The sequence below is a fragment of the Bacillus sp. FDAARGOS_235 genome (assembly GCF_002073415.2).
GTDB lineage: Bacteria > Bacillota > Bacilli > Bacillales > Bacillaceae_G > Bacillus_A > Bacillus_A toyonensis.
Genome location: NZ_CP020437.2, coordinates 2,041,002 through 2,059,027, shown reverse-complemented (window position 1 = coordinate 2,059,027; position 18,026 = coordinate 2,041,002). Strand labels below are relative to the sequence as shown.

At 36.9% G+C, this 18,026-nt stretch carries 12 protein-coding genes; 9 read left to right on the top strand and 3 right to left on the bottom strand.

Annotated features, from left to right (window positions below; genetic code table 11):
* Positions 1-14: 14 nt before the first annotated feature.
* Entirely contained in the window at positions 15-1,067 is a 1,053-nt protein-coding gene (locus A6J74_RS12455) for a YheC/YheD family endospore coat-associated protein (RefSeq protein WP_000242732.1), read from the bottom strand.
* A 125-nt stretch (positions 1,068-1,192) separates the two neighbouring features.
* Between A6J74_RS12455 and A6J74_RS12450 the strand changes: the two genes are divergently transcribed.
* The 4 genes from A6J74_RS12450 (at position 1,193) to alsD (ending at position 5,550) form a co-directional block, all read left to right on the top strand.
* On the top strand, positions 1,193-2,338 hold the full coding sequence (locus A6J74_RS12450) for a DUF445 domain-containing protein (protein WP_000636639.1): 1,146 nt from the start codon (positions 1,193-1,195) through the stop codon (positions 2,336-2,338).
* Positions 2,339-2,481: 143 nt separating this feature from the next.
* The gene (locus A6J74_RS12445; RefSeq protein WP_000164615.1) at positions 2,482-2,835 is read left to right on the top strand and encodes a YlbF/YmcA family competence regulator; all 354 of its coding nucleotides are present in this window, start codon (positions 2,482-2,484) and stop codon (positions 2,833-2,835) included.
* Positions 2,836-3,086: 251 nt separating this feature from the next.
* A complete protein-coding gene (gene alsS / locus A6J74_RS12440; RefSeq protein WP_000103539.1) occupies positions 3,087-4,775 on the top strand; it encodes an acetolactate synthase AlsS in 1,689 nt (562 codons plus the stop codon).
* Positions 4,776-4,791: 16 nt separating this feature from the next.
* The gene (gene alsD, locus A6J74_RS12435; RefSeq protein ID WP_000215029.1) at positions 4,792-5,550 is read left to right on the top strand and encodes an alpha-acetolactate decarboxylase; all 759 of its coding nucleotides are present in this window, start codon (positions 4,792-4,794) and stop codon (positions 5,548-5,550) included.
* Positions 5,551-5,729: 179 nt separating this feature from the next.
* Here the strand turns inward: alsD and A6J74_RS12425 are convergent, their stop codons facing one another.
* On the bottom strand, positions 5,730-6,347 hold the full coding sequence (locus A6J74_RS12425; protein WP_001148788.1) for a DNA-3-methyladenine glycosylase: 618 nt from the start codon (positions 6,345-6,347) through the stop codon (positions 5,730-5,732).
* Positions 6,348-6,481: 134 nt separating this feature from the next.
* On the opposite strand from A6J74_RS12425, the gene A6J74_RS12420 reads away from it, so the two are divergent.
* From A6J74_RS12420 to A6J74_RS12405, 4 genes are all read left to right on the top strand, one after another.
* A complete protein-coding gene (locus tag A6J74_RS12420; protein ID WP_000640432.1) occupies positions 6,482-7,354 on the top strand; it encodes a Cof-type HAD-IIB family hydrolase in 873 nt (290 codons plus the stop codon).
* Between the two features lie 393 nt (positions 7,355-7,747).
* Positions 7,748-12,214, top strand: coding sequence for a SpaA isopeptide-forming pilin-related protein (locus A6J74_RS12415; protein WP_105299442.1), 4,467 nt, complete (start codon positions 7,748-7,750; stop codon positions 12,212-12,214).
* Between the two features lie 141 nt (positions 12,215-12,355).
* The gene (locus A6J74_RS12410; protein ID WP_002047350.1) at positions 12,356-13,846 is read left to right on the top strand and encodes a coproporphyrinogen III oxidase; all 1,491 of its coding nucleotides are present in this window, start codon (positions 12,356-12,358) and stop codon (positions 13,844-13,846) included.
* Between the two features lie 383 nt (positions 13,847-14,229).
* Positions 14,230-15,786, top strand: a complete 1,557-nt coding sequence (locus A6J74_RS12405) for a fatty acid--CoA ligase (protein WP_000281987.1) — start codon at positions 14,230-14,232, stop codon at positions 15,784-15,786.
* Between the two features lie 35 nt (positions 15,787-15,821).
* On the opposite strand, the gene A6J74_RS12400 is transcribed toward A6J74_RS12405, so the two are convergent.
* Positions 15,822-16,286, bottom strand: a complete 465-nt coding sequence (locus A6J74_RS12400) for a hypothetical protein (protein ID WP_000955010.1) — start codon at positions 16,284-16,286, stop codon at positions 15,822-15,824.
* Positions 16,287-16,473: 187 nt separating this feature from the next.
* On the opposite strand from A6J74_RS12400, the gene A6J74_RS12395 reads away from it, so the two are divergent.
* The gene (locus A6J74_RS12395) at positions 16,474-17,943 is read left to right on the top strand and encodes a SulP family inorganic anion transporter (RefSeq protein WP_000486660.1); all 1,470 of its coding nucleotides are present in this window, start codon (positions 16,474-16,476) and stop codon (positions 17,941-17,943) included.
* The last annotated feature ends 83 nt before the right edge of the window (positions 17,944-18,026 follow it).

The window sequence follows — 18,026 nt, the reverse complement described above, 5'->3', positions numbered from 1 at the left end:
ATTCCCTCCTTTCGTTATGGTGTAAAGCGGCTAAATTTTAGTGGTCCGTGAAAGATCTTTTCAGCTAACGAATCATTATGATGAATGTAACGTTCGTAAGGGGGAATCGTGTTGACATACATAAGCCAAATCGCCCCTTTTTGATCCATAATTGTGGAAAGTTCTAGTTCGAATAAAGAAGAATAAGATTGATCTAATGTTTGAAACACTTCATTTATAATGTCGTGTAAAGCGTCTTGTAATAGTTGCACACCGGTATTAGATAGTACATATTTAATTTTTGATAATGAATGCAGCGAGGAATCATCCGTTACGGAAAGTAAAAATTGGTTCGGAAATGAGCTTTTTTGTATAAATTGACCGATAACGTTCCATTTTTGTTCTTTATTTTTTTGCAAAATGGTTCGAATGTGGAGTGGATACGTTAGTTGATTCGGTGGTTGTAGCATCGTATGGGTGATATAACGTGTTGATTGTATGTTAGATGTGTACCAAGATATAAACTCATCTGTCCGTTTGATTGGAGTAGAATTATGATATGCGTCATGTATTGTATCGATATGAAACGTTTTATTTTTATAAGCGATCCGGTACAGACTTTCATTGGAATGTGTATGAGTAGGACGTATAATAATATCTTTTGTTTTTAATAAAAGTTTGAAAATGTTTTGTATCGTTGCTATTTCAAATTTTGGTATATAAGGAGATAATTTTTTATTAGTAAGAAATAAATCATGTAGTTCGCTTAAGTCAATAAGTGTGTTATTTAAAAAGGTAGTGGAAGGACGGTTGTGTAATGAATGAATAATTGATTTAGCTTTTTCAAAGTCTGTATCCTCGTTAAAAGAAGAACGATCGTATATATAAGAAGGAATAGGGAATGTTTGCTCTTTCCATTTTCCTGTATCTGTATCATAAATAAGACCAGAAACAAGGTCTGTTTTAGGATCAATACAAAATGGTGTAAACTGGGCAACGACATTATGATAAAGCCGAGCGCGTTTGGCGATTTCGGTGTAATAAGTTTGCTCATAATGAGGCCGGGAAGTTAAAATACCGAGAACCAACGAAATCACTCCTTTACTAACAAAGTGTTGGCATAATAGGCGAAGCTATATATTGCAAATACTTTTTTATACCATTATACTTTTGTCCGTATGATGATATGCTATAGTTTTGGAGAAGCGAAAGGTTGATTGTAATGAATATATGGTTGAATATGTTAACGACGACAGGGCTCGGAGCGATTATTGGAGGATATACGAACCACTTAGCGATAAAAATGTTATTTCGTCCCCATCGTCCTATTTATATTGGAAAGTTTCAATTGCCATTTACACCTGGATTAATTCCGAAGCGACGTGATGAGCTTGCTGTTCAATTAGGGAAAATGGTAGTCGAGCATTTGTTAACGCCAGAAGGAATCGGAAAAAAGCTAACAAATGAAGAGTTTCAAAAAAGTTTAATTCGCTGGGTGCAAGTGGAAGTGGATAAAGTCATTACGAATGAACAATCACTGCGACATATGTTAGAAAAATGGAATATAGCACATGTAGAAGAAGAGGCGACCGGGAAAATCGAGCATGTGATTACAGAAAAAGTTCAGGAATTTTTAGCGGAGTACTATACATATACATGGGAACAAGCTCTACCTCATTCTGTACATGAAAAAATAGAGAATGCAATTCCAAATGTCTCGGCTTTTATTTTAGAGCGAGGAATTGAATTTTTTGAAAGTGAAGAAGGGAAAGCGCGCCTTTCAAAAATGATTGATGATTTCTTTGCTTCTCGTGGAACATTACTTAACTTAGTCGGGATGTTTCTAGGGAATGTAAGTGTAGTGGATCGTGTGCAGCCAGAAGTGATTAAATTTTTAGGTCAAGATGGTACGGAAAAGCTTTTAACTAATGTACTGCAAAAAGAGTGGGAAAAGTTAAAGGGAAGAGATGTAAAAGAATTAGAAACGTTTGTAGAAAAAGAAATGATTGTAAGCTCCATATTGTCTGTAGTTAAAGTTGAGGAAACAGTGAGTAAGTTTTTAAACCAATCGGTACAGCAAGTGTGTGCGCCAGTTCGAGAAACAATCATTGAAAAAGTGGTTCCAAGCGCAGTAACGAAAGGCTTGAAGTGGGGGACAGAAAATGTAGAGACCATACTAAATAATCTACATCTTGCGGAAATTGTCCAGCAAGAAGTGTCTACATTTTCAACAGAGAGGCTAGAAGATTTAGTTCTGTCCATTACAAAAAATGAGCTGAAAATGATTACGTATTTAGGTGCCTTATTAGGCGGAATGATTGGACTCGTGCAAGGGTTGTTACTGTTGTTCCTTAGGTAGTAAAGATAAGTACATAGAAATAAGAGTGAAATTTCTTCACATCTCTTGCATAGTTTGATATGGTAAGAAGAGGTGCGTATGTAAATGCACTTAAAAGGCAGTGTGAGCGAAAAGCGCTAGCCTTCTAAAGGAGGAAAAATAAAATGACAAAAAACATTCATGATGTAGCATATGAATTACAAAAAGCAATCGCTGAAAACGAAGACTTCAAAACTTTAAAAGAGAGCTATGCGGCAGTACAAGGAGATGCAGCTTCAAAGAACTTATTTGAAGAGTTCCGTACGATGCAACTTAGCCTACAACAAAAAATGATGCAAGGCCAAGAAATCACTGAAGAAGACAACCAACAAGCACAAGAAGTTGTAGCTCGCATTCAACAAGATGCTAAAATTACAAAATTAATGGAAACTGAGCAACGCCTAAACGTTGTAATCGGTGACGTTAACAAAATTATCATGAAGCCACTTGAAGAATTATATAGCGCGCAACAAGCGTAATAGTGGAAGACGCTCCTTTATGGGGCGTCTTTTTTGTTTAGGGAATTAAGTTTAAAAGTAAATGTTATTTTAAAAAACAAATTAATTGTAAGCGTATTCTTTAAGGGTTGTCAAAATACTGTCAAATTCATATTGTTGGAAAAATAATGCATTTGTAATATAATGATACATGATACTTCACCACGTTAATTAACTAGGTGAAATTAAAATCTTTATTACACACATTATGAAATAAAGGGATGATTAGTTTGATGAGTACAGGTGTAAAAGCAAACGACGTGAAGACAAAAACAAAAGGAGCAGATCTTGTTGTTGATTGTTTAATTAAACAAGGTGTTACACATGTTTTCGGTATTCCAGGAGCGAAGATTGACTCTGTATTTGATGTATTGCAAGAAAGAGGACCAGAGTTAATCGTTTGTCGTCATGAACAAAACGCAGCATTTATGGCAGCTGCTATTGGTAGATTAACAGGGAAACCGGGTGTGTGTCTTGTGACTTCAGGACCAGGGACATCAAATTTAGCGACAGGTCTTGTTACTGCGAATGCGGAGAGTGATCCCGTTGTTGCTTTAGCTGGTGCAGTTCCACGTACGGATCGATTAAAACGTACCCATCAATCTATGGATAATGCTGCACTATTCGAACCAATCACAAAATATAGCGTAGAAGTAGAGCATCCGGATAACGTACCAGAAGCACTATCAAATGCATTTCGAAGTGCTACCTCCACAAATCCGGGAGCAACTTTAGTAAGTCTTCCGCAAGATGTTATGACTGCGGAAACGACTGTAGAGTCTATCGGTGCGCTTTCTAAGCCACAGCTTGGAATCGCTCCCACATATGATATTACATATGTGGTAGAAAAAATAAAATCAGCGAAATTACCAGTTATTTTACTCGGTATGAGAGCGAGCACAAATGAAGTGACGAAAGCTGTTCGTGAATTAATTGCTGATACAGAACTTCCTGTCGTTGAAACGTATCAAGCAGCTGGTGCAATTTCACGTGAGTTAGAAGATCATTTCTTCGGCCGCGTTGGATTATTCCGTAATCAACCAGGTGATATTTTACTAGAAGAAGCGGATCTCGTTATTTCTATCGGTTATGATCCAATTGAGTACGATCCGAAATTTTGGAATAAACTTGGGGACAGAACGATCATTCATCTTGATGACCATCAAGCAGATATCGATCATGATTACCAACCAGAGCGTGAATTAATTGGCGATATCGCTTTAACTGTAAATAGCATTGCAGAAAAATTACCGAAACTTGTATTAAGCACGGAATCAGAAGCAGTGTTAGAACGATTACGCGCGAAGTTATCAGAGCAAGCAGAAGTTCCAAACCGCGCTTCTGAAGGTGTTACGCATCCGCTTCAAGTCATTCGCACACTTCGTTCTTTAATTAGTGACGATACAACTGTTACGTGTGACATCGGTTCCCATTCTATTTGGATGGCGAGATGTTTCCGTTCTTATGAACCACGTAGACTATTATTTAGTAACGGTATGCAAACGTTAGGTGTTGCACTACCTTGGGCAATTGCCGCTACTTTAGTTGAACCGGGAAAAAAAGTTGTTTCCGTGTCAGGTGATGGTGGTTTCTTATTCTCTTCGATGGAGTTAGAAACAGCGGTACGTTTAAATGCACCAGTTGTACATCTCGTTTGGAGAGACGGTACATATGATATGGTTGCGTTCCAACAAATGATGAAATACGGTAGAACATCAGCTACAGAATTTGGCGATGTTGATCTTGTGAAATATGCAGAAAGTTTCGGGGCGTTAGGTCTTCGTGTTAACACGCCTGATGAATTAGAAGGGGTATTAAAAGAAGCATTAGCAGCAGATGGTCCTGTCATTATTGATATTCCAATTGACTATCGTGACAACATTAAATTAAGCGAAAAATTATTACCAAACCAATTAAACTAATGGAGGCAGATTTGAGATGACTGTTGCGCAATTAATTGATATTGATGCAAAAAAAACGAAAACGAGTAATGAAGTATATCAAACATCTACAATGCTTGCGCTATTAGATGGTATATATGATGGTGTGATTAGCTTTGAGGAACTAAAAGAACATGGTGATTTTGGCATCGGCACATTTGATCAATTAGATGGTGAAATGATTGCATTTGATAATGAATTTTATCATTTACGTTCAGACGGTTCAGCAGAAAAAGTAGAGCCAGAAGAAACAACGCCATTTGCGACTGTAACGTTTTTTGAAAAAGAAATGAGTTATACGGTAGAGCGTCCGATGAATCGTGAAGAAGTTGAAGCGTTATTACATGAATTAATGCCGAGTAAAAACTTATTCTACGCTATTCGAATGGACGGTACGTTCCGTGAAGTAAGGACGAGAACTGTTCCAAGACAAGAAAAACCGTATACACCGCTCGTTGAAGTGACGAAATCACAACCAATCTTTTCGTTTAAAAATACAGAAGGTACACTAGCTGGATTTTGGACACCAGATTACGCGCAAGGCATTGGTGTAGCTGGGTTCCACTTACATTACATTGATGATGAAATTCGCGGGGGCGGACATGTTTTCGACTATGTTATAGAAAACTGTACGATCCAAATTTGTCAAAAAGCTCATATGCATTTAGCACTTCCAGAAACAGCTGACTTTATGGCGGCTGAATTATCAAGAGAAAACTTAGAAAATGATATTGCGACTGCGGAAGGTGCAGAGTAAGAGGGAAAGACTGTTCCATTTTGGAACAGTCTTCTTTTATTCGTAATGTTATTATTTGTCGATAAATCGATATTTCTTGTCGAACCGTTGATATATTGTAAGTTACGATAGATATATTCGAAAAATCGTTGATATATTGTAAGTTACGATAGATATATTTGAAAAATCGTTGATATCGCTTATTTCTTTGAAACAAACCGATGCCCCTCATAATAAAACCGCCACGGATAATGCACAGCTTCTTCTGCATAGTCGATATTAATACGAGGTCCTGCTGTTATTTTATATTGTGATGACATATGTTCTTCTTCTGGAACGAGTTCAATATGTAACGTATCACTTTGTAATGATACGCCGCGTTCTTCTAAAGTAATTCCGAGTGCACGGCATAGTTTGCCAGGACCGTTTGTTAAATTTTTGTACTGTGCTTTCGTAATGTCTGTTTTGTTGTAGCGCGCTAGTTTTATTTCTTCAATCCCATCTACAGGTTCAAGCGCTCGAATGAGAACGCCTTGCGGGGTGCCAACTGGCGCTGTAATGACGTTAAAACAATGATACATACCGTAAATTAAATATACGTAAGCATGCCCCGGTGCGCCAAACATGACCTCTGTACGATCCGTTCGTCTGCCGCCATAACTATGTGCGGCCTTATCATCTGGGCCTTTATATGCTTCTACTTCCACAATGATGCCGCTTCGTTTTATTCCGTCTACAATATGAACGAGTTTTTGGCCGAGTAATTTCTTTGCGACTTCTAACGTGTCGCCTTCGTAAAAAGAAGGTGGTGCCTGCATTGTACTATCTCCTTTACTGAGTGTATATGTATATAGTAAACCAAATTTTCAGTAGTAATTCTAACTCGTTCTATTTGCTACATTTATTTCATAAATTATGGATAGAGTACAACAGCGAAGAGGGGGAGTGCGACATGATTTATCGCTTACTAGCTCTTAATATAGATGGGACACTACTATACAATAACGGAAAAATCGCAAAAGGATTACGAGAAACAATTGAATTTGTGAAAAGAAAAGATGTATACGTTACATTATTTACGAGCCGTAATTTTCAATCCGCTCATAAAGTAGCAAAGGCGTTAAAATTAGATTCTATATTAGTGACACACGGTGGTGCTTTCGTTTCAGCAACGTTAGATAAGCCTTACGTTCAAAGAAGATTATCTGAAGAGAAGACTTTTAACATTGTGCAAGTGTTAGAGCACTTTGATTGTAATGTACGCATTTCTCATGAGCGGTTTTCAATCGGAAACCGGGAGAGAAATACACCAAACTTAATTGCGCGTACTGTATTATCAAGCGCAGATCCGTTATTTTATCCAGTTCAATTTGTAGATTCGTTAGGCGATGCGCTTCGTGATCATCCGGTAGCGGCACCAAAAATTGATGTTGTTTTCCATAGTAAAGGTGAAAAGGAAAGAGGGCTAATTACGCTAAGAAAAGCATTCCAAGATATAGAGTATGTTGAATGTGACGCAAAACGAATAGAAATTTTGCCGCAAAATGTATCAAAGTTACGCGGATTACAGTTGCTTGGAGAGCATTTAAATATTTCGCTAAATGAAATGGTTGCGATTGGGGATAGCATGGAAGATTTAGAGGTCATTGAAAACGTTGGACTCGGGGTAGCGATGGGGAATGCGCCTGTAGAGTTAAAGCAAGCGGCAGATTGGATTACACGTTCAAATAGTGAGAACGGTGTAGAGTATATGATTAAAGAGCATTTCCGTAAGCAATTCCCACTTCCGTTTTTGAAAAACCATAAAAATACACCGAAACGATGAAAGAAAAACGTAGCTTTGTGGCTACGTTTTTTTGTTGAACTTACTAAAAGGAATGAAAGCGTTTTAGGTTGTGAATTGTGTATGAAATCTATACAATTCACTTGAATCCTTTAGAAAACTAATGTAAAGTGGATGATGTTCCCAAAATAGTTACACCACATGAAATATTCTTCAGATAAATTTTATTGGGCTCCCGTATGTAAAACATTTCCGCATGATAGTGTAGTTCACGTATTATTTCAAAAATGAATTGTAGTAATTTTATTAATTAGTTGTAGCGTTTCTTTGTTTTATTTAAATGGATTATTTTAAGTTAATGTGAGTAAGATCTGGCACATATGAAATGTGTTTCTTTTTATGATTTTAGGAAGTTTAAAAGGGGGAATGAATTTCTTGAGGAAATCATTTAATCAAAAAATTAAAAAGTTAAGTAGTAGTTTAATAGTTGTATTACTAATATGTATGAATTTTTTAATCCATTTACCATTTAAAGCAGAGGCAGCTACAACAGAATTAAAAGGTTTAGGTGATGTATCTTATTACAACGCCATCATTTTTGGAGATCATAGTGCAACGAGTGCGGATATTGAAGGTGCGATGGCTGTTCAGAAAAATATGAACGCATCAAGTTATACAGTCGTAGCGGCTGCAACTGGAGCAAATAACTTAGCTGGAGCAACTTGGGTAGATGAAGGATATCCATCATTATTACTAGGCGGTCAATTTACGAAAGCGGGAGCAGGACAAGTAATTATTCAAGATGGAACAGTGGCCATGACAAAAGACGGTGACCCAGATGGCGCAATGAAAACGTCATATGACCGTATCTCTTATAAAGAGCAAGCGGAGATTGATGCTAAGTTTAAAGAATTTAGAAAAGACGTTGATGGTGTAATCGGGGATGCGGGCCAATTACACACTGATAAGCCAACACTTAATATGAGCTTTGGAATCGGTGAAGATGTAAACAACCCTAATATTTATGTCTCTTCAGGCCAAACGGGAAAGAAAACATTTGATGTAAAAGACGTTTATCTTCCAAATGTAGAGAATAAAGACTTCATTGTTATTTATTCAGATGCAGAAGAAGTGAGTTTTGGTGGCGGTGCAATTTTGTATGATACAAGAAATACTGGGATGGCAACAGACTTAATTAATACATCTCAAGCATACGACCCTAATTCATCTTTTACTGAGTTAGCTAGTAAGGTAATTTGGGTGTTTCCTAATGCTACAAAGATAACAACTAAAGGTTATGGTGTAGTAGGTAGTGTGTTTGCACCTAATGCAGTTGTAGAGACAAAAGGTGGTTCTATTAATGGACAAGCCTATGTTGGAGGATTACACCAAAGAGATGGATTTGAGGTTCATAACTTTAAATTTAACTGGCCAAAGTGGAATAAGCCAGCAGCTGAAAAAGGAAATTTACAAATTAAAAAAGTTGATGAAAACGATGAAAACATTGTTTTAAAAGACGCAAAATTTGATGTTATAGACAAAGATAATACTGTTGTGGCTACTGTTACAACAAACGAAAAGGGTATTGCGGAAGTAAAAGATTTACCACTTGGTGATTATTTTGTAAAAGAAATTAGTGCACCAGAAGGATATATAAAAGTTGATACACCAGTAAAAGTAACAATTGATAGTACAAACGTAATTGAACTTGTTATGAAGAATACGAAAAAAGTTGAAAATGGCCAATTTAAATTGTTGAAAAAAGATAATGAATCTGGTCAACTTCTACCAGGTGCAAAATTTGATGTTATCGATAAAGATGGGAAAGTTGTCGAAACAATTATTACAGACAGTAAAGGTGAAGCTTTATCAAAACAACTTCCAGTTGGAACATATACATTAAAAGAGGTAGAAGCCCCGAAAGGATATGAACTATCATCTAGTTCAGTTCCTGTAAATGTAGAGGCTAATAAAGTAATTACTGTAGATGTGTTGAATAAAAAAATCCCTGAAAAAGTAACAGGTCAATTCGAAATCGTGAAAGTAGATGCAAATGATAAAGAGAAACTATTATCAGGCGCAGAATTTGAAGTGTATAAAGATGGCAAGAAAGTAGATACGTTACGAACAGATAAAACAGGTAAAGTGATTTCTCAGAAATTAGAACCAGGGAAGTACACATTAAAAGAAACGAAAGCACCACAAGGATATAAGTTGTTAAAAGAAGAAATTGAAGTCGTTGTGGAAGCAAATAAAGTAGTACAAGTACAAGTGGAAAACGCGAAAGAACTGGGAAGCTTACAAATAATCAAAAAGGATGCAGAGAGTGGAAAAGTTCTAGCAGGCGCAGAATTTATACTGAAAAACGAAAGTGGTCAAGTAGTTGGAGAAACGAAAACAACAGATAAAGATGGCGTAGTGAAGTTCGAAAACGTAGTGCCAGGAAAATACACGTTAGAGGAAACGAAAGCGCCAGAAAGTTATAAAGCGCTGGAAGTGACAGTAGAAGTCAACATCGTAGCAAATGAAGTAGTAAAACAAGAAGTTACGAATGAAAAAGTAACAGGTCAATTCGAAATTGTGAAAGTAGATGCGAATGATAAAACGAAAGTATTATCAGGTGCAGAATTCGAAGTGTATAAAGATGGTGAAAAGGTAGCGGAACTGAAAACAGATGAGAGTGGAAAAGTGATGTCACCGAAATTACCATTAGGTGAATACACAGTGAAAGAGACGAAAGCACCAACGGGCTATAAACTTTCTAATAAAGAATGGAAAGTAACAATTCAAAACGAGAAAGAAGTAGTAAAAATAGAGGCAGAAAACGAAAAAATCTTAGGTTCTCTACAAATTATTAAAATGGATGATAAAGATCAAACGAAACGTTTAGCAGGCGCACAATTTACATTGAAAGATGTGAAAGGAAATGTTGTAAAAGAAGGAATTACAACAGATGAGTCTGGAATTGTAAAAGTAGACGGACTAGTGCCGGGGGAATATACGTTAGAAGAAACAAAAGCGCCAGAAGGTTATGAGTTAACAAAACAAGTAATTCATGTAACAGTTGACGGTGAAAAAGTTATTGATGTCAAAGTAACGAATAGTAAGAGCCTTGGTCAATTTGAAATTGTAAAAGTGGATGCAAATGATAAAGAGAAACTATTATCAGACGCAGAATTCGAAGTGTATAAAGACGGTAAAAAAGTAGAGACATTACGAACAGATAAAACAGGTAAAGTAATCTCTCAGAAATTAGAACCAGGGAAGTACACATTAAAAGAGACGAAAGCACCACAAGGATATAAGTTGTTAAAAGAAGAAATTGAAGTCGTTGTAGAAGCAAACAAAGTAGTACAAGTACAAGTAGAAAATGCGAAAGAACTAGGAAGCTTACAAGTAATCAAAAAGGATGCAGAGAGTGGAAAAGTTCTAGCAGGCGCAGAATTTATACTGAAAAACGAAAGTGGTCAAGTAGTTGGAGAAATGAAAACAACAGATAAAGATGGTGTTGTGAAATTCGAAAACGTAGTGCCAGGAAAATACACGTTAGAGGAAACGAAAGCGCCAGAAGGTTATAAAGCGCTAGAAGTGACAGTAGAAGTAAACATCGTAGCGAATGAAGTAGTAAAACAAGAAGTGACGAACGAAAAAGTAACAGGTCAATTCGAAATCGTAAAAGTAGATGCGAATGATAAAGCGAAAGTATTATCAGACGCAGAATTCGAAGTGTATAAAGATGGTAAAAAAGTAGAGACATTACGAACAGATAAAACAGGTAAAGTAATCTCTCAGAAATTAGAACCAGGGAAGTACACATTAAAAGAGACGAAAGCACCACAAGGATATAAGTTGTTAAAAGAAGAAATTGAAGTCGTTGTAGAAGCAAATAAAGTAGTACAAGTACAAGTGGAAAACGCGAAAGAACTAGGAAGCTTACAAGTAATCAAAAAGGATGCAGAGAGTGGAAAAGTTCTAGCAGGCGCAGAATTTATACTGAAAAACGAAAGTGGTCAAGTAGTTGGAGAAATGAAAACAACAGATAAAGATGGTGTTGTGAAATTCGAAAACGTAGTGCCAGGAAAATACACGTTAGAGGAAACGAAAGCGCCAGAAGGTTATAAGGCGCTGGAAGTGACAGTAGAAGTAAACATCGTAGCAAATGAATTAGTAAAACAAGAAGTATTGAATGAAAAAGTGAAAGAAAAAATAACAGGTCAAGTAGAAATTACAAAGGTAGATGCGAATGATACAAATAAAATATTAGCAGGCGCAGTTTTTGAAATTTTGAAAGACGGAACGAAAATAGACAAATTAACAACAGATAAAAATGGTAAAGCAATTTCCAAGAAACTTGAACCAGGAGATTACATTTTAAAAGAAGTACAGGCTCCAGAAGGATACACTTTATCTAATAAGGAAGTTAAGTTTACGATTTCTAATCAAAAAATTGAAGTTATAAAACTTCAAATTACAAATCAAAAAGAGCCAGGTGGAGGAACAGAAACACCAGGTGGAGGAACAGAAACACCAGGTGGAGGAACAGAAACACCAGGTGGAGGAACAGAAACACCAGGTGGAGGAACAGAAACACCAGGTGGAGGAACAGAAACACCAGGTGGAGGAACAGAAACACCAGGTGGAGGAACAGAAACACCAGGTGGAGGAACAGAAACACCAGGTGGAGGAACAGAAACACCAGGTGGAGGAACAGAAACACCAGGTGGAGGAACAGAAACACCAGGTGAAGGAACAGAGAAGCCTAACTTACCCGAAAAAGGGGAAGGTTCTTCTAATAATCAACAACTTCCAGCCACAGGACATGATATGAACTATCTCCCATTCGTTGGTTTTGTTCTTGTGTTATTAGGAATACGTTTAAGATTTATGACTAAAAATAGTTAATAGATGTATAAAAGGCATAAGAGAAATGTTATCTCTTATGCCTTTAAGTTATTAATAGAAGGAATAAGGTAAAACCTTCTGTATTGACCTGCAAACGCCCTTCAAGTAAACTAAAGAGAGTTTGCAAATGAAAAGGTGATAATGTTGTTAATTTCAATTAAAACGTTACAAGATGATCGTTTTTTACGTCCGCTACAAAATATTGGCGGCTTATTTTTTGAAGATAGTACGATTGGATTTGAACAAGAGGAAGCAAATCTTATCGTTGATATACACATTGAAGAGAATGTGAAAGCATCTGCTCGTTTAACAGATGTTGCTACTGGAAATGTGTATGAAGAAACGTTCGCAAAAGATTTATCTGCTTTCACAGATGAGAAAGAGCGTATGAAGCAAGTGAAGCACGTTGTTTCTTATGTATATCTTTCTGTTCTTCAGCAGTTAACTGGTCTTGAACAAAGCTGGGGCATTTTAACAGGAGTTCGTCCGACAAAACTTCTTCATAAAATGCTTCAAAATGGTATGTCAAAAGAAGAAGCGCATCAAGAGCTTCGTGAAAGCTATTTAATTCATGAAGAGAAAATTGAACTTCTTCAGCGTATTGTGGATTGCCAATTAGCGGTAGTTCCGGATTTATACCGTTTGAAAGAGGAAGTAAGTATTTATATCGGTATTCCATTCTGCCCAACAAAATGTGCATATTGTACATTCCCGGCTTATGCAATTAACGGACGCCAAGGCTCTGTTGATTCATTCTTAGGTGGTTTACATTATGAAGTTCGTGAAATTGGTAAGTTTTTAAAAGAAAAAGGTGTAACAGTTACGACGATTTATTACGGCGGCGGTACACCGACAAGTATTACAGCAGAAGAGATGGATATGCTGTATGAAGAAATGTATGAAGCGTTCCCAGATGTGAAAAATGTGCGTGAAGTAACAGTTGAGGCAGGTCGCCCTGATACAATTACGCCAGCTAAGCTAGAAGTGTTAAATAAATGGAATATTGACCGTATTAGTATTAATCCGCAGTCATACCATCAAGAGACATTAAAAGCAATTGGGCGTCATCATACTGTAGAAGAAACAATTGAGAAGTATCACTTAGCTCGTGAAATGGGAATGAACAATATTAATATGGACTTAATTATTGGTCTTCCTGGTGAAGGGCTAGATATCTTCAAGCACACGTTAGATGAGACAGAAAAGTTAATGCCAGAATCGTTAACAGTTCATACGTTATCATTTAAACGTGCTTCTGAAATGACGCAAAACAAACGTAAATATAAAGTAGCTGGTCGCGAAGAAATTACAGCGATGATGCACGAAGCAGAAGAGTGGACGCAAAAGCATAATTACGTACCATATTACCTATATCGTCAAAAGAATATTTTAGGTAACTTAGAGAACGTTGGTTATGCAATGCCTACGCAAGAAAGTATTTACAACATTGTCATAATGGAAGAAGTACAATCGATTATCGGGCTTGGCTGTGGTGCTTCAAGTAAGTTTGTTCATCCGAAGACGGGCGCAATTACGCATTTCGCGAATCCGAAAGATCCAAAATCATATAACGATGGCTTTGTAAAATATACAGAAGATAAACTGAAAATTTTAGAAGAGCTGTTTGTTTAAGCATAAGAGGACTGTTCCGATTTGGAACAGTCTCTTTTTTATCCGGCTATTTGCGGGGGGAAGGCTGCCTGTAAAAACCCGATTAAAGTTTCGTTTTATTTTGTCAGTTTTTGTCGGTAAGTCGATATATTCAAAAAATCGCTGATATATATTGAGTTGCGGTCGATATATTTTAAAAATCGCTGATATATTTCAAGTTGCGGTCGATATATTCAAAAAAACGCCGATATAATTTTATTTACTGAGAAGTGAATAAAAACATACCTCCATTTGTAAAACTATGTCGATAATAATCAGAAAAATTAGTCAATTTTATAGAGGACAATGTCTACTTATAGACGAAATGATAGATTTATGAAAGAGAAAAGGGGGAAATTGTTGGCATGTACATGACGATAGGGAGAATTTTTGATTTATCTGTTGGTAAGTATCCGAATAAAGAGGCGTTAGTGGAACCAGAAAAAAATATTCGCTGGACGTATAAACAGTGGGATGAACAAATAAATAAAACGGCGCACGCTCTATTAGAAGAGGGAGTAAGAAAGGGAGATTGTGTATCTGTTTACTTATATAACTGTCGTGAATTTGTAAACGTTTACTTAGCTTGTGCAAAAATTGGTGCAATCTTTAATCCAATTAATTTCCGCTTAAAAGCGAAAGAAGTATCTTATATTCTTCAGGACGCATCCTCGAAAGTAGTTGTCTTTGAAAAAGCAGTTGAGTCAACTGTTGCTATGATTGAAAGGGATTTTCCAAATACATCCTTTTGGTATGTAGAAGACGATAAACCTTCCTATGCAAGCTCCTACCATGAAAAAGTAAATGCAGCATCTTCTGAGAAAGTAGATATCGAAATTGATGAAATGGATTATTGCTCTATGCTTTATACGAGCGGTACGACAGGGCATCCGAAAGGCGTATTGCATCGTCATCGTGAAATGACTGAGCATAGTATGATTTGTACGTATTTCTTAAAATATAACAGGGATAGTGTCGGGCTTGTAGTAGCACCTTTATATCATTGTGGTGAGTTGAATGCTGGGATTATACCGCGCATTCAAGTTGGCGGAAAGAATGTTATTTTGCATCACTTTGATACTGAAACAGTATTACATACGATTCAAGAAGAGAAGATTACAACGTTCTTTGCAGCACCGACGATGTGGAATATGTTGCTGCAAAAAGATTTATCCCAATATGATTTAACTTCGATGAAAATTGGTATATATGGCGGAGCAGCAATGGCACCGGCTTTAGTGAAGGAATGTAAAGAACGTCTTTATATTGATCTCGTCCAAATATACGGAATGACAGAAATGGGGCCAGTTGTTGCGTTTCTCGTGGAAGAGGATCAAATTACGAAAGCTGGTTCAGCAGGGACGCCATGTTTTAGCCATGAAATTCGTATTGTAAAGCCGAACGAAGATGCACCTGCAGAGCCAGATGATGTATTACCTCCTTATGAAGTGGGAGAAATTATTTTGCGCGGTCCGACTATGATGGCTGGCTATCATAATCGTGAAGAAGCAAACACAAAATCGCTGTATAAAGGATGGTATCATTCAGGTGACTTAGGTTACTTTGATAAAGACGGCTATTTATTCGTTGCAGATCGCGTGGATGATATGGTAATTAGCGGTGGTGTAAATATTTATCCTCGTGAAATTGAAGATTACCTCCATAGTCACCCTGGTATATTAGATGTTGCAGTGCTTGGTGAACCTGATGAATTATGGGGAGAACGTGTTGTAGCCGTTATTGTAAAGAAAGATGAAACAATCACAGAAGCTGATTTAGAAAAGTATTGTAAAGAAAGTGATGAATTAGCAGATTATAAACGCCCACGTCATTATTTATTTGTGGATGAACTTCCTCGTAATGCGAGTGGGAAACTGCAGAAATTTGTGTTGAGAGAGTCGTTAAAAGGTACGAAAAAATAATAAAAATGCCTTTCCAATTTGGAAAGGCATTTTTATTATTTACGTGAAAAACCTTCTTCATCAAGGTATTCCGCTGCTTCTGGATAAGAGTTGAATGTACCGTCTAAGTTTACGCCAGCATAAACGTTCCACATGTCATCCTCTGATATAAGAGTAAGAATATGACCATCTTCGTTATGCCATTCTTCTTCTTTCGCAGGTTCTGCAGGGATTACTACTTCTTCTTGTGATAATAGTTCAATTGATTGCTCAATTACTGAACGTAATTCTTCCGCTGAAAATTCACGGATGTTAATCATACCTTTATCGTCCGTTTTGTAACCTTTAATACCGCTTGCATATACAAATCCGTTTCCATTTGGGTGTAAATGATATACAACGTTCTTTTTATCTAAACGACTTTCTTCAAAGTGAAAGTTTACGCGTTTTAATGATACGTTCTTTCTTTCTAATTCAGGGAAAGATTCAATGATCGATAATTTTTCTTCAAAAGTTAGCATAGTGCCTCCAAGTATATAGTAAAAGATTTAATTTGTTCATTATAGCATAGTTGCAATTGTTTCCAAAGGTAAGGGGGAAACTTTTCATTGAATACGTTTACTTCACGAGACTGTAAAAAGTACGCTAACGAATAAATCTTTTTAGGTGTACAATGGAACGTGGACTTTATATGAAGGTGGTTATTTTATGTTTCAAAAAATTGCAAAGGAATGTTTAGCAGGATTTACGGTTGCGATTGTTGCGTTGCCACTTGCCATTGCGTTTGGTATTGCGGCAACGGGAACGTCTGAAGGAGCACTGGTCGGATTGTATGGTGCCATTTTTGCAGGTTTATTCGCAGCGTTATTTGGTGGTACACCTGGTCAGGTTACTGGGCCAACTGGACCGATTACGGTTATCGCGACAGGAGTTATTGCGACGCACGGGTTAGAGGCGAGTTTTATAGCATTTATGATGGCGGGACTTTTTCAAATTTTATTCGGGGTATGTAAGCTAGGCTCTTACGTTCGATATATTCCGTATCCTGTCGTTTCAGGATTTATGAACGGTATTGCATTGATTATTATTTTAGGTGAAATAAAACACGTGCAAAATAGTTTTCTGCTCGTAGTATTAACGATCATTGTAATGATTGTTTCTGGAAAATGGATTAAGGCCATTCCATCTAGTTTAGTTGCGTTAGTCGGTGTGACTGCGTTGTTGCCTTTATTTTCTTCATTGTTAGAAGGGCTTACAGTGAAGGTACCGATTATCGGAAATCTTTCACTAAATAAAGTAATTGAAAAGATTGGAACGATTCCAGAAGCGATGCCTACGCTTCATATTCCATCTTTAAGTGGAACAGGATTAGCAGAACTTATTTTACCAGCGCTTAGTATTGCTTTATTAGGTTCGATTGACTCTTTATTAACGTCAGTCGTAATGGATAATGTGACAGGTACACGTCATAAAAGTAATAAAGAACTTGTCGGACAAGGTATCGGTAATATGATGAGCGGATTGTTCGGCGGATTAGCAGGTGCAGGGGCGACTGTACGATCTATCGTTAATATAAGAAGTGGCGGTAAAACGGCGCTTTCGGCAAGTATGCATAGTGTTATATTGTTTATTTTCATTATGGGACTCGGTTCAGTCGTACAATACATTCCACTTGCTGTATTATCAGGTATTTTAATTTTAACGGGTATTGGAATGTTCGATTGGGAAAGCATGAAGAAAATGCATGTAGCGCCAAAAGGTGATGTTATTGTTATGCTCGTAACGATGATCGTTACAGTGAAGTTTGATTTAATGATCGCTGTTGCATTCGGGATTATTCTTTCCTTCATCCTATACATTGTGAAATGTAAAGAACGTAAAACTTCGATTGTAAAAGAAAGAGAAGCAACGTATACGATTCAAGGACCGCTCTCTTTCTTATCAGTAGATCGTATTTTTACTACTTTACAAGATGTGAAGTCACCGATTGTTTTACGTATGAAAGATGTGCGCTATATGGATGTGTCAGGAGCGATGGCATTATTAAATTTTGTTGAGCAGTCAAATAAAGCTGGAGCGAGTGTAACGCTTGAACAAGTACATCCAAGTATTGAAAAAACAATTGTAGTAATGGCGAACGACGAACAGAAAGAGAAATTGAAGTTTTTAGGTGTTTAGACGGTATAATAAAAATATCGCAAAAGAAAATTTAGAGTATGTAAAACACGAATGAAATAAAAAGAAGGTGCTCGAAAATCCAG